Source organism: Corynebacterium sp. HMSC064E10 (genome assembly GCF_001812505.1).
In the GTDB taxonomy this organism is placed as follows: domain Bacteria; phylum Actinomycetota; class Actinomycetes; order Mycobacteriales; family Mycobacteriaceae; genus Corynebacterium; species Corynebacterium amycolatum.
This window is the reverse complement of record NZ_KV809174.1, coordinates 278,127-290,828: the sequence shown is the minus strand read 5'-3', so window position 1 is coordinate 290,828 and position 12,702 is coordinate 278,127. Positions and strand designations below refer to the sequence as shown.

At 57.4% G+C, this 12,702-nt stretch carries 14 protein-coding genes and 1 tRNA gene; 3 read left to right on the top strand and 12 right to left on the bottom strand.

Features of this window, described 5'->3' with window-relative positions:
* Nucleotides 1-151: 151 nt before the first annotated feature.
* Nucleotides 152-1,795 carry a DHA2 family efflux MFS transporter permease subunit gene (locus HMPREF2860_RS09635; RefSeq protein WP_141752990.1) on the bottom strand — a complete coding sequence of 548 codons (1,644 nt, stop codon included), beginning with the start codon at nucleotides 1,793-1,795 and terminating at the stop codon, nucleotides 152-154.
* Nucleotides 1,796-2,074: 279 nt separating this feature from the next.
* Here HMPREF2860_RS09635 and HMPREF2860_RS09630 point away from each other — a divergent pair.
* Nucleotides 2,075-2,148 (top strand) — tRNA-Ile (locus HMPREF2860_RS09630).
* Here HMPREF2860_RS09630 and HMPREF2860_RS11440 read toward each other — a convergent pair.
* The 6 genes from HMPREF2860_RS11440 to HMPREF2860_RS09610 all read right to left on the bottom strand — a co-directional run bounded on the left by HMPREF2860_RS11440 (nucleotide 2,108) and on the right by HMPREF2860_RS09610 (nucleotide 5,667).
* Nucleotides 2,108-3,040: a tyrosine-type recombinase/integrase gene (locus HMPREF2860_RS11440; RefSeq protein WP_371440921.1), complete on the bottom strand. Its 933-nt coding sequence runs from the start codon at nucleotides 3,038-3,040 to the stop codon at nucleotides 2,108-2,110. The two genes, HMPREF2860_RS09630 and HMPREF2860_RS11440, sit on opposite strands and share 41 nt — an antisense overlap.
* Nucleotides 3,033-3,215 carry a helix-turn-helix domain-containing protein gene (locus HMPREF2860_RS11435; protein ID WP_083309524.1) on the bottom strand — a complete coding sequence of 61 codons (183 nt, stop codon included), beginning with the start codon at nucleotides 3,213-3,215 and terminating at the stop codon, nucleotides 3,033-3,035. Before HMPREF2860_RS11435 ends, HMPREF2860_RS11440 begins: the two co-directional genes overlap by 8 nt.
* A 193-nt stretch (nucleotides 3,216-3,408) precedes the next feature.
* Nucleotides 3,409-3,870 carry a hypothetical protein gene (locus HMPREF2860_RS09625; RefSeq protein WP_070628849.1) on the bottom strand — a complete coding sequence of 154 codons (462 nt, stop codon included), beginning with the start codon at nucleotides 3,868-3,870 and terminating at the stop codon, nucleotides 3,409-3,411.
* A complete protein-coding gene (locus HMPREF2860_RS09620) occupies nucleotides 3,863-4,672 on the bottom strand; it encodes a P-loop NTPase family protein (protein ID WP_141752989.1) in 810 nt (269 codons plus the stop codon). Before HMPREF2860_RS09620 ends, HMPREF2860_RS09625 begins: the two co-directional genes overlap by 8 nt.
* Nucleotides 4,669-5,160, bottom strand: a complete 492-nt coding sequence (locus HMPREF2860_RS09615; RefSeq protein WP_070628847.1) for a hypothetical protein — start codon at nucleotides 5,158-5,160, stop codon at nucleotides 4,669-4,671. Before HMPREF2860_RS09615 ends, HMPREF2860_RS09620 begins: the two co-directional genes overlap by 4 nt.
* 132 nt (nucleotides 5,161-5,292) lie before the next feature.
* Nucleotides 5,293-5,667: a hypothetical protein gene (locus HMPREF2860_RS09610; RefSeq protein WP_070628846.1), complete on the bottom strand. Its 375-nt coding sequence runs from the start codon at nucleotides 5,665-5,667 to the stop codon at nucleotides 5,293-5,295.
* Between the two features lie 171 nt (nucleotides 5,668-5,838).
* Between HMPREF2860_RS09610 and HMPREF2860_RS09605 the strand changes: the two genes are divergently transcribed.
* Nucleotides 5,839-6,252 (top strand): hypothetical protein, encoded by a 414-nt coding sequence (locus HMPREF2860_RS09605; protein WP_070628845.1) that lies wholly within the window; start codon nucleotides 5,839-5,841, stop codon nucleotides 6,250-6,252.
* On the opposite strand, the gene HMPREF2860_RS09600 is transcribed toward HMPREF2860_RS09605, so the two are convergent.
* The 4 genes from HMPREF2860_RS09600 to HMPREF2860_RS09575 all read right to left on the bottom strand — a co-directional run bounded on the left by HMPREF2860_RS09600 (nucleotide 6,223) and on the right by HMPREF2860_RS09575 (nucleotide 10,844).
* Complete coding sequence (locus HMPREF2860_RS09600; RefSeq protein WP_070628844.1) at nucleotides 6,223-7,959, bottom strand: rolling circle replication-associated protein; 1,737 nt, start codon at nucleotides 7,957-7,959, stop codon at nucleotides 6,223-6,225. The two genes, HMPREF2860_RS09605 and HMPREF2860_RS09600, sit on opposite strands and share 30 nt — an antisense overlap.
* 487 nt (nucleotides 7,960-8,446) lie before the next feature.
* Nucleotides 8,447-9,049: a cadmium resistance transporter gene (locus HMPREF2860_RS09595; protein ID WP_070628843.1), complete on the bottom strand. Its 603-nt coding sequence runs from the start codon at nucleotides 9,047-9,049 to the stop codon at nucleotides 8,447-8,449.
* Nucleotides 9,046-9,405 carry a Cd(II)/Pb(II)-sensing metalloregulatory transcriptional regulator CmtR gene (locus HMPREF2860_RS09590; protein WP_070628842.1) on the bottom strand — a complete coding sequence of 120 codons (360 nt, stop codon included), beginning with the start codon at nucleotides 9,403-9,405 and terminating at the stop codon, nucleotides 9,046-9,048. The genes HMPREF2860_RS09595 and HMPREF2860_RS09590 overlap by 4 nt, the downstream gene beginning before the upstream one ends.
* Before the next feature lie 872 nt (nucleotides 9,406-10,277).
* A complete protein-coding gene (locus HMPREF2860_RS09575) occupies nucleotides 10,278-10,844 on the bottom strand; it encodes a thymidine kinase (protein WP_038625984.1) in 567 nt (188 codons plus the stop codon).
* Nucleotides 10,845-10,938: 94 nt separating this feature from the next.
* Between HMPREF2860_RS09575 and HMPREF2860_RS09570 the strand changes: the two genes are divergently transcribed.
* Nucleotides 10,939-11,943, top strand: coding sequence for a PfkB family carbohydrate kinase (locus HMPREF2860_RS09570; RefSeq protein ID WP_070628841.1), 1,005 nt, complete (start codon nucleotides 10,939-10,941; stop codon nucleotides 11,941-11,943).
* A 69-nt stretch (nucleotides 11,944-12,012) separates the two neighbouring features.
* Here the strand turns inward: HMPREF2860_RS09570 and HMPREF2860_RS09565 are convergent, their stop codons facing one another.
* The gene (locus HMPREF2860_RS09565; protein ID WP_070628840.1) at nucleotides 12,013-12,645 is read right to left on the bottom strand and encodes a MusI family membrane protein; all 633 of its coding nucleotides are present in this window, start codon (nucleotides 12,643-12,645) and stop codon (nucleotides 12,013-12,015) included.
* Nucleotides 12,646-12,702: the final 57 nt, after the last annotated feature.

Sequence of the window (12,702 nt, the reverse complement as noted above, 5' to 3'; positions counted from 1 at the left end):
GCCGTAATCGAGCCAACGCCGCTTTGTGAGCATTTTCATGTTGGTCATTTCTATCTTGCAAGTCCGGTTAAGAGACAAACGATAAGACTGCCACGATTGATGTTGTGACACCAATTCCCAACGCAGGCTCACAGCCAAATATTCCGAATCTTTAATTCGTTTTCTCAGCCTGCTTGCGCAGCTGCAGCACCTTTAGCGAGCAGAGGAAACCGATAGTTAGCGCACCGACGGCGGAATACAGCGCAAACTGTGTGGCATGTGCAAACGCATTTGTCAGCGGGATCAATACAGCGTCGGAAGCGCCCTGCGCCCGCAGACCAATCAGGATAGAGCCGGCGGAATCCTTCAGCCCCTGCCCCATCTGCTCCAGTCCCGGCGACAACTTCGCAATCTCGCGATCCAGCCCAATCGTCAACGCCATACCACCGAGTGCCGCACCGAGAGCAGAACCAATCTGCCGGATTGTCGACTGCGTCGCCGACGCCTGTCCCGACAGACGCACCGGAATATCGCCGAGCACCAGCGAGGTCAGTTGCGCCGACGCCAGGCCAAGGCCCAGACCGTAGATAATCAGCGCAAACACAACTAGCCACAACGGCAGGCCAACACGCTCTTCCGCCGCCAACTGCAGCGAACCAAAGACCTCGAGCCCCAGCCCCACAATCACGACACCGGCCGGGGTAATCCGGGCCGCTAGATGACGCGCCGTGGCACCTGCGAAAAACGCGCCGAGAGCCATCGCTGCCAGGACCAGGCCAGTTGCGATCGTCGACAAGCCAATCGCCGACACCAAGTAAAGCGGCAGCACGAAGACCAGCGCGAACTCACCCACCGCGACGAGCATCGCCGTGGTATTACCCCAGCTGAACGTGGCGTAAGAGAACATCGACACATCCAACAGCGCAGGATCCGCGTTCTTTCGACGACGATTCTCCCACAGCACGAAGGCGACGAGCACCACCGCACCAACCAAGAGCGTGACGACGGGCGCGGAGGGAAAAGCAAACCCAATCTTGGCACCCTGAATGATGCCGAAGACGACGGCACCAAAGCCGATTCCAGATAGCAGCAGGCCGAGAACGTCGAAACCACCAGCGCCATTGGTCTCGCCCGCGGTGTTCGGCACCCAGCGCAGCGCAAGGAGGAAAAGCACCACAGCGATGGGCACATTGACCCAGAAGATGGCTTCCCAACCAGCGAATTGAGTAAGGACGCCACCCAAGAGCGGGCCGACTGCTGCGGCACCGGACATGACCGCACCCCAGATGCCGAATGCGGTGGCGCGATCTTTGTCACGGAACAGTGCGTTAACGCTGGACAGTGTCGACGGCAGAATGCACGCGCCACCAATGCCCTGGATAACGCGGGCTACGACCAACGGGGCCAAGGATGTGCAAAGCGCGGCCACAACGGAGCCGCCCGTGAAGATGACCAGACCGACGAGAAAAAGGGTTCGACGGCCAAAGCGGTCACCAGCACGGCCAGAGGTTAGCAGCAGCGCGGCGAAGACGACGGAGTAGATAGTGGTAATCCACTGCGCACCGACGATGTCGAGGCCCAGCTCCGAAATGATAGTCGGCAGTGAGACACCAACAATGGTGCCGTCGAGGACAATCATGCCTAGGCCAACCGCAAGCACGAGCAGGCCCCACCAGCGCTGTGGCGAGGCCGAGAACTCAGCAATCTGATCCTCGTTGGCGATTGCCGTGACGGCGGTGCCCTCCGCTTTCTCTGTAGCACCGGGTTGTGCGTCGGCTGAGACGTCGGCGCTGCTCAAGGAAGGTTTCGTACTCATAGGATTAATGCTAGAAGTGTCCAAGCACTGATTCATCAACCGAAAGTCGTAACTTTGCGGGCTTTGGTTGGCGGAGAACGGGGAGGCACTTTTCTTCGTCGCGACCGGGAGATAAGGTCATTGAGAACTAGGGACGGCTTCATTGGGCCTGTATAACTGCACCTGGAACCGCTGGATATAGGGCTTTTATCACCGCACGGTGGCTGATTGCTATGATGCTATGAGGTTTTGGGCACTGGTTTGTAGCGCTTAATTGTCGCTTCACAGCACCCAATCCTTGCCCCTATAGCTCAGTCGGTTAGAGCAGAGGACTCATAATCCTTTTGTCCCAGGTTCGAGCCCTGGTGGGGGCACTACCCCGGAAATCGCGTCCTGAAGCGACACGGATAGATGTTCGAGGTCACCGGACACCACCCCCGCGTAGTGCTTGAGCGTAGTGGTCGCATCAGCGTGCCCAAGGTGCGCCGCAACAACCTGCGGGGCAACCCCCGACCGAAGAGCCAACGTTGCACATGTATCCCGGAGCGCATGCGGTGTGATTTTCCTCACGCCCGCGCGGTCACAGGCAGGCTGCAGACTACGAGCCGTCCAGTTCGTACGGTGCACCGGAGTACCAACAGCCGAAGTAAACAACAGCTCAGTCTGACACTGGGCTACGTACTCCCTCAGTCGCTCCATGACAAAACCGGGGAGATACACCCGCCGACGCTGGTGGGTTTTGCCGTCCGAACGCAGCCACCCGCCACCACGAGCAGGGATAAGACCGCCCGAGACCATGATGTACTCATCGTGCACCGACGCGGGTTTTAGAGCTGTAACCTCGGAAAATCGCAAGCCCCCGTAGACCAAGACCTCAAAAATCAGCAGGTCACGACCAGACAGCTGTGCGGACACTCGCTGTACCTCATCCGGGGAAAGCGGGTCAGGCAGCGCCCTAGTGGCAGGCGGCATTTTCACAAGCTTCGCCGGCGAAGACCTCACATAGCCCTCAATCTCCGCCAGCCGGTACACCTGGCGAATAATACTCAACGCCTGTCGTACCTGGTGGTAGGCGTGCGGGGCAGTTTCCATCACCCAACCCTGCACATCTCGGTACGTAATCTGATCGAGACGGACATTTCCAAAGACAGGCTGTAGATAGTGCTCCAACAGCCAGCGGTAATCCTCCATCGTTTTTTCTGCGACCGGGTGCATCGACAGCCACTCAGCCGCATAAGCCCCAAAATACGGCACTGAGCTAGGCATTTGGCTCACGCACCCTACCCGACGCATACGCGTCCACACTCTCAGGGACGTAACGAACTAACTCGCCAACCTGCATAAAATCAGGACCGACACCACGAGCACGCCACCGCATCAACGTCTGACGAGACACACCCAAACGACGAGCAACCTCACCAGGAGTCAAAAGAGAAACCATTTGTAAACCAGCTTTCAAAAAAAACGAAGTAATAGGTGCGCCCGCCGTCGCGGGCGCGAATCAAAGAAGAGACACAAAAAGCAAGGGGTCACCCGGGGCAGGCTACGGAGAACACAGCCAGGGGGGTCACCGTGGGCGACGAGTCAAGGACAAAGAGGGGGCTAGCGCCCCCCTCTGTACTCCCCCACCGGGGCTAGGTAGACACCAACCGCACAACACAGCGAGACGGCAGCGTCTCACCAGTGGAACGCACCGTGTCCTCGTAGGTCATACAGACACGTTCTGTGTTGGCAGCATAGGGAGCCGTAACCGGCGAAATCTGCAGGTCAGACGGATTTTCCGGCATACCATACAGTCGCTCCACCTCCACCGACCGATCCTGGGCGCTTTCACACTGACGTGCCCTCACATCAGCAAAAAACTCATCAGTCGGGTCGAAATCGCATGCTTCCTCCGCAGCCTGACGAGCCTTCGCGATTTGACACTCGCCATGGTCTACAAACCAACCCTCACAAACTTCCGCCACACTATCCGCAGGAGCAGATGACGGAGCAGGCGAACCGGAACCACCAGCCAGAGCACCAGTGAGCACCAGGGCACCGACACCCACGACCGCAGTCGCAGCAATCGCCACCGTCGTAGCGTTTTTACTCATGATTTTCCTCCAAAAGTGGTGTATGACCTGTATAAATGCGCTCCTCTACGGTGCGCACATAGTCCGAATAAGCAGGATTAGGGGTTTGGAACCAACGCAAGGATTGCCCATTGTCGGAGAGCACACCCCGACCAGGAGACAGAGAAACAATCCGCGAGATTTCATCAGGCTCGGGCTGGTCAAACAGCATCGCAATACTGTCGCGATTATCCTGACGGTACGAAATACGCACAGAATACTGTGACCTGTCGTGGAGCACCGCAGCTTCAGCGCGCTGCAAAATCGTGAAGCACAACACGCCAACCTTTGCCCCCTCACGCAGCAGAGTACCGACGAGCGAGACAACGCGAGCTTTCAGTTTCTTACCGTCTTTTCCATGCCCCTCTAGAGCAGTCAAAAAATTGGCATATTCTTCCAAAATCACCACGATAACGGGGGTTTCAGTGGAGAAATCATTGATTTTTTCCGCCCAACCAAGAGAAGAAATGCGCTCACGCATAACCTCCACGCAGCGCTCCAGCAGGGCAACCGCGCTATCTACCCAGTCAGGGTCAGACCCGAGCACAAAATCCTGGGGACGCTCCGAAAAAAATTTCAGGGGCTTGAGCAAACCAGCCGACGGATCAACTCCGGTGTACTGAACCCAGGGCAAAAGCGTCCCAACAATCAGCGATTGCGAACCTTTAGACTTACCCGTTCGAGTAATGCCCGAAATCACCACATGACCTACATCGGTAGGCTCCCAGACCACCGGCAACCCATTTTCATCAACCGCCCACGGACGCGTATCCGTCAACATCACAGGAAATCGCCACCCAAGTCCTGCTCGAAAGCTGCACGCGTGACGGCACGAACCACCACACGACCAGGGCTTTTACGCTCTACCACGGTATCCGAAATGCCGTCGATTGCGACCCATTCACCACCTCGGCGAATGGCTTTTTCGACGTCCTCCGCGTCGATGCCGATAGGAAGTTGGAGCGTTACCTCGACACCTCGGGAGGTTTTTTCCGCCCGAATCGGGCGGGGGTACTGACGACTTTCCGGCTCTAACCCGGTCTCATCACCCGAGAATGTAGACGTGGCTTCGAAAAAATCCGCACAAGATTCCGCGTCACCCCACCGCTGCATAAATTCACTTTCATGCTCGCGAAGATCTTGGCGCTCCGATTCCGTCAGCATTCGCAGACCAGCAGGCACAGGCGGGTGACGATGCTCATAAATCGACGCCAGCACGTAGACCGCGACAAAAACCACGGCACACAGCACAACAATGGAAGTAAAATCCATCCTTCTACTCCTTACATATAGATGGAAAAGGGGAAAAGTCCTCGTCGGCTCCCCTGGCGAACCGCACCAAAACGATTGCTGGTGCGGAACCCACAGGTCACGAGAATTTTTTTTACTTCAGCCGCAGCGGTCTTAGCGTGCTAGCTGCTCTGAAAAATCAGCCACCTGCTGCAGCTCACCGATACGCAGGGTCAGACGCATTTCCGCAAAAGTCGAATCACGGTCGGAACTTGCGCGAACCTGCAGGCTGCAGCCCTTTCCAGCCGCGAGAACCTTCCCAGCAGGCAGAGTAAAAGCCTCCGAGCTTTGTACTGCGATGGTCGTCTGCTCGCCCTGCCACAAAGCAGGAATGTCCGTGATGCGATGAATTTGATTGCCATCATCATCAAGCGCTGGATTGTCCGTGGGCTTACGGTTTTCCCACCGCATCACCTGACGCGACTCCGCATCAGCAAGAACAACAAGCTTCACACCTGCAGCCGGAACAGTAAAACTATTGAGCGCCATTTTTGGCTTCCTCTCTACTAAACAAAAACGGATAACAACCGTCGTTCCCCTTTGGAACTATCTGTAGTATATCATACTTTTTGTTGCGCTCGCTCCAAATTGTATCACCCGGCGCACCGCAACGAATCAAACGACTAGATTTGTACCGCCCGCATCACATAGACTCGCCACATGAGCACTAGCGACTACCGCCGACTGGCACAAGAAAAAGAAGATGCAATCCGCGACCTGCAAGCCCAAATCGAGCACACTCGCGACATCATCGAAGCCAATCGCGAAGCCTTAAAAACGCTCACTAGCCTGGCTTTTGCTGATTTTGGTGTACCACAACGCCGAGTCGCACAGTGGGCTGGAGTATCGCCGACGCAAATCCACCGGTGGAACAAAGCAGTTCAGGAATCCCTGGCAAATCGTCACAGTGACGATAAACAGTCCGACACATCTACCACCGCCGATTTTGTGCCTAAAATTTTCAATGCCCGGCAATCCAGCCATATTGAAGAGATAACCGAGACCGACCAAGCAAAAATCGAAGCCAGATACAACCGCAACGCACTACAGCGCCGACTGGCGGAGAGCAACTGACCCCCGCATCCCCACCGGCAGTTTTTCACCACCTGCACGATACGCACTTAACGCTCTGAACAGGGCTTTTGCCATACCTGGCGCATCATCCATGAGAATCCACCCAGCGCGCCATTTACCCACCATGCGACGTTTTGTACCGAACCGCGAGTATGCCCAACGAGCGAGCGTCCTACCGAAAAAAATCATCTCATCAGCAGAAATCAACGCAACCGCCATCACCTTTTTGAGACCAAAGACACCCCAAAAACGCCCGACGCTCGCACCGGATTCGACCCACTCCTGCGGAGCGCGATTCTGATATTCCTTTCCCGACCCATCCGCATTTTTTGCCGCATACTTTGAAAAATAGAAACTTGCATGACGCGGGGACTCAAAACGCTGCCGCGTATAGTGCACACCAGTACCCGCCACCAGATGCCGCGCACGTTCCCCTGAACTTTGATCGGCGGCAACGATTCTTGCCCATGTTGCAGCAAGCCAGCCGGTAAAATCCACCTGCACCTTTTCGCTGGTCACGGGATTTTTCACGGTACATGTTCCCTCTGGCACCACCATCAAAAGATGATAATGCGGAGCCCCCCTGCGCTGAAACTCTCTTTTCCACACCGAAAGCATTTCGCGCCCCCAATCACGCTGAAACTGAAGCCGCAACCGGTTCAAATGCGCATACACCGTTTTTGAGTCAGGCGCGACCGCCTGCCAATCGCCGGGGTACGTCAAAGTCGCCATGGCAACTTTGCCCGGCTGCTCCAAAAACGCGTTCCAGTCCAGCTCGGAAAATGTCGAAATCATGCGCGTTCGACTCTTCTGCGACCATTCCAAAATCCGGCGGTCCTCTTCCTTTTTCTGGCACATTGCCAGCTGCTCTAGGTAAACCTCCCACTTGTCACGTTCCTGCTGGTCACCCGCCTTTTCCAGGTTTTCCGTTGCCATCCCCTTTAGAGTCGGCAGAATCCCCTCCGACAGCTCTCGGGCATGCCGCAGTGCCCTCAATGCCGCATCCAATTTTTCCTCCGCAGGGACAACACCCAAATTGCGCCACTCCCGCAGCAGTACAGTGTGCTCACGGATAGCATCCGCACGAACAGCGGTATCCGTCGAGGTATCCAGTACACCCTCCAACTCAGTTAGCCGACGCTCGACCTCCGCAACGCGCTCTTTATGCCGCGTACGTTCCCTCTCAATTTTCACCAACACCTTTTGTTGATCTTGCATCTTGCGGGCACGGGAGCGTGACCGCTCTTCTCTTCTCTCCCGAAGATTGAAATCGTACGCACCAAGCCGCAACAAACTCGGGGAAATCTGAATCGTTGCGACCTTCCCCTCTCCCCCTTCCCACGTCCGTGAGGACAGCTTTCCTGCCGCGTCCCGACATTCTTCTACCGTGGGAAATCCCCTATCCACCTTGGTGTTTTCCTGCCGGTTGTCGTTTTGTCGTGTTTTGGCACATATGGATAAACCATGTGCCAGCTCGTCGCCTGCGGCTCCTCGCCACGCCCCGCCGTCAGCTACACCTACGCTACCGCGCGCGGTCGCTCCCACACCTACCGCGCCACTCCGCTGCCGCGGGCGCTTGCGCATGCGACCTTCGGTCGTTCGCGCGCCCTTGCCCCTGCGCTCTGCTCCCGGCTCGTCGCTGCACACGTCCACTACGGCTCCGCCTGGCTGGGCAGTGGGGGTAGAAAACATTTTCGACAACTGCATAATGAAAACACCTAGTGTAATAGGAGGAAATTTTTACAAAACGGCGGTTACCTAAAACCGCAGGTCAGCCCCGCTCCTCATTTTTGAGTAGCGACTCACTACCTCATAATCCTTTTGTCCCAGGTTCGAGCCCTGGTGGGGGCACTAAATGCCCTGGGGGTTTCACGAAACTGTTCCAATCTTTTCACGAAACCTCCTGTCGGCCGAAGGAAAACGGCCGCGAACACAAAAGTGACCCGCTCCGTTCGTTCGGAGGGGTCATTTTTCTTTGTCTGAACGCCGTTCCTGCTCGGGTTATAGCGCGGATTGTTTATGAGCGCGGACCGAGCCGCGGAAGAGTTTCCGTACTCATCTGGTGGCGCGGTTTTTGCAGCGCTTCATAGCGGTCTTGTTGCTGTGATCACGCAGGACTGGCTGCGGGTAGTTGTTGGGGTCTGAACCGAGAGGGGTGTGCCCGGTCGGGGCCGTTTGGAACACTGCCGCTACGTCAGAGCCCGAAGGCTCCGCCGCTGACGAGGATCACGATGCCGAGGCCTATGAGAACGACGGGAAAGAGGATGTCCTCCCAGCGTTCGAGCACTTCCGCGATCGGGGGGCGGGTGGCGACGAACTTTGCCAGGGCCACCAGGACCGCAACGAGCGCGAGGAAGATAACGCAGTAGGCGACTACCGCGAGAGGTTCCACGCTGAGGAATACAGGGGTGTAGACGCCGATGTTGTCGCCGCCGTTGGCAAAAGTGACGCCTGCGACTGTCCCCACGCCGACCTTCTTGCCGGCAACCTTGGCCTCGTCGTCATCGTCGTCATCGTCTCCGCGCCAGGCCTGCCATGCGGCCCAGAGGCCGAGGCCCAGAGGGATGAGACCAAAGTATGGAATGGCTGCCGGGGGCAGAAATGCTCCGGCGCCGATGGTCGCAAGGATCGCGGCAACGAGGATGCCGGCAAATCCGAGGTACTGGCCGGCCAGAATGCGGGCGGTAGTGCCGCTCTGGCCTGCCCCTCGCGCGAAGAAGAGGGAGAGCACGATGATGTCGTCGATGTTGGTAGCTGCGAACAGGCCTATCGCCTGCAAGACCGAGGTGAGGATCATGCGCCCTCCCTAGCTACATCGCATCCGGGAAGCGAGCAGGCGGGATCTATGCACGGGGCGCCTTCGTCTACTGCCAGAGTGGCATCGACCAGTGTCGTCAGCGCCTGTGTCAGGTGCGGATCGGCGATCTCGTATCGTGTCCGACGACCCTCGGGCTCGGAGACGACAATCCCACAATCGCGCAAGCATGCCAGGTGGTTGGACACATTCGAGCGTGTCAGGTCCAGATCTCGGGATAGTTCCGCCGGGTAGGCGGGATGGTCGAGCAGGGTCAAGATGATCCGGGATCGAGTGGGGTCGGCCAGTGCACGACCCAGGCGGTTCATCACGTCGAGACGCGAAGCAATAGTCAGCATGCGCTGAACTATACAGCGATCGCTGAACTAGTCAAGTTCCGGGTAGCGGTGCAGCTGTGTGTGCTGCTCAAGAGACAGTGGAAGGAACAGAGATGGCAGAGATTCCGGCAAAGTTGCGAAAACAGCGTCGCCAGCTCGAGATTCAAGTTGCGCACGAGCCTGGCGTAGTTCGCGAGATCCGTTTTCAGGCCCCAAGCAATGCCCCGAACGGGACAACTCTCGATGGCCTCATCATCTTGAACCGGGAAGGCTCGAACAAACTTATCTACCTCATCCGCAGCCTAGACTCGATTCCCGTTTGCAAAGGGGGCACCTCGGGGTTCGACGACGGTTCGCGCCGCCAAGGAGAGCCTTGCCGGATGGATTGCCGAGAGGGACAACGAGAGACAACATCGGCGACGGTGCATACTTGGTTGAACCACGCTCGTTTCTGGTGATCGGCCCATGTGCGATTTGTGCCGCGCCGAAGGCAACCTAATTGACTAGAAGTTCCGTAGGTTTGAAAGTTTCCGCTCGAACCGTAAGTCACCGGAGGTGCTCACCTTTGACGAACTTGTCGAGCGTTCACGGTGGAGCGTGGAGCTTGCCGAGAGGCAGGAAGAGGCGGAAGCGGAATTTCCTGACTTCCCGTTCCAAGGAGCGCTCCTGTTCACATCATATAATTGACTCCTGTCGTGTAACCGGGGGCGAAACCCGGTGTAACCGGGGTGTAACCGTGGACCTGATATAACAGGTCAGGAGGTTTCGTGAAAGTCCCGCCCTGGTGGGCGAACTTCCACGGTTCGACTGCCGGGGCTGTTCCCTTTTTGTTCCCTATTTCTCTTCGCCCGTTTTCTTGTCTAGCTCTAGCTCTCGGGACTGTCCTCGGCAGCTCACGCCCATTTACCCGACATCCGGTTGTAGCAGCTGGCACATAGGGAGATGTACTTCGGCGCTTCGAGTGCCTCAATTTCCACGGTCTCGCCGTCGAGAATAATGCTGCCGTCCGGGTTCAACCGCGCCGTAAAGATGGCCTTCTGCCCACAGGTGCAAATTGTCTTAATTTCCTCAATGGTGTGGGCGACTTCAAGCAATCGCTGGGAGCCCGGGAAGGCATGCGTGCGAAAGTCGGTACGCAGGCCATAGCAGAGCACCGGAGTACCGCGAAGGGTAATGCCCAGCAACTGGTCAACCTGGTCGGGGGTGAGAAACTGTGCTTCATCGATGATTAGGCAATCGTGGCCGTCGGCAAGCGAGGAAAGGTCATCGCCGTCGTGGATGAGGTGCGCGCGTTCCGCAATTCCGATGCGGGAGTGCACGTCGCCGTCAGCCAAAGTATCCACGGCCGGTTTGGCGATCAACGGTCGCATATCGCGCTCGCGGTAGTTGTGGGCGACGCGAAGGACCTCGATGGATTTTCCGCTGTTCATGGTTCCGTAGCGGAAGTACAGTTTTGCCATAGCCATCGATTGTAGGGCATCGATTCGCGGGCTCTGACGGGCGTGAAACCGGGCGGCCAACGCGGATTTCAATTCGCGACTATCCTATATTTTTATGCAGCCGAGTCCTGACCTGAATGAGAATCCAACCGTCGTTGTATGCGGATCGATCCACCTAGATACCCTGGTCCAGGTCGATAGCGTCCCCGCCGAAGGTGGCACGCTCATCGTTGATGACGGCACTAATTCGCTAGGCGGTAAGGGCGCTAACCAGGCCGTTGCCATTGCTTACGACGGTGTCCGTGCTGTCATGGCCGGTACGGTTGGTGAGGATCGCGCTGCGGACGTCGTGGTCGAGGAACTCAACGCACACGGCGTAGATGTCCACTCCATTAAGACTTCCTGGGATTTGCCGACCGGCAGCGCTTTCGTCGCGACGAACCGCAAGGGCCGCCCGGTCATTTTTGTCCAGCGCGGTGCCGATGCGCTGACCGATCCCACCGATTTCGTCGACGAGTTCGCATCAGCGGACATCGTGCTCGCACAGGGCGAGCTCCTCCCGGAAGCAACTGAGGCCATCGCGTCCGTCGCATCCATGTACAGCGCGCGACTGGTACTGAACCTCAATCCGGTCGTAACCGTTACACCTGCGCTGATTGACCATGCAGATCCGCTGATCGTCAATATGAAGGGCGCCTGGGAAACAATCCGTCGCCTGGACATCGCCGAGGGCATCCGCGCTACCGACTACCGCGCACAGCTCGAGGCACTACTGCAGTACTGCCCCAGCGTCATCATGCTCCGCGGCGACCACGGCTGTCTCTTCGCACAGCACTCCGACGGTATCGATGACGAGCCGACAATCTACGAGCACCCCGCGCTCAAGCTGCCAGAGGAGAAGATTGTCGACGGCACTGGCTCCGGTGATGCGTTCGTCGGCACGCTCACCGCAGAACTGGCTAAGGGTACCTCGCTTTACGACGCCATCCCTCTGGCCACCGCCGCGGGTGCAGCAGCCGTACAGGCGGTCGGCGCATGCTCCGCGTTTGTCCGCCGCGAGAAGCTGCTAGAGATGGTCGAGGCGGAGGACTTTCCCCAGATTAAGGAGTACGAGGGCTAAGGGCCGTCAGCAGCCTGGTGTGCGAGCTGGCACCGATTAAGTCAGTGCCAGTGGAGCCAGTGGGAAAACCTACCCAACATTGTCTGGCAGAACGGGCTCAAGCGCCAGCATCACTAAATACCAACTCAGCGAGTACCCGATGAGGAAGACATAGGTAGCGATCGCGTAGATCTTCGCCGGAAAAAAGAAAATGGCCGCGGGCACGATGAGAAGCGCCAAAACTGCGAGCGCAGTCCGCGGCAGGTTTTTGACGGTCATGCTGGTGGCCGTTGCCAGGGTTCGGCGTAGCGACGATTGACCGTCGGAAAGCGAGCACAGCGAGTAGACCCACGCGGTAATTCCCAGCAGTATTAGCGCCCCGGAGGTAACTCCTGCGGCGAAGATTAGGCCGACAGTGCCGAGGTCCGCGCGCGAGATAACGTAGAACTCATAGCCGATGGCACCGGCGAGAACCAAGGTGAACAGCCACCACAAGGTTGGTGTGCGCCAATTGTCCAACAGGGCGCGTAAGTAACGCCGTACGGGCCTCGAGCCCTCGTCACGGACCATATCGCGAGCGACCACTACTCCAGCGCGAGTTGCTGCGCCTGCAGTGACTATCGGGATGGATGCGACGATCATCAGCAGGTTGATGATTACAAGGTCTGCTAACAGCGACCAGGCTGCGTAGAACTTTGTATCGGTGCTGAAAAATCTATCCACGAGTTCATATCCTAATAAAGGCTGATTAACAGACGAAAGCCTCAACCTACGCGGTTG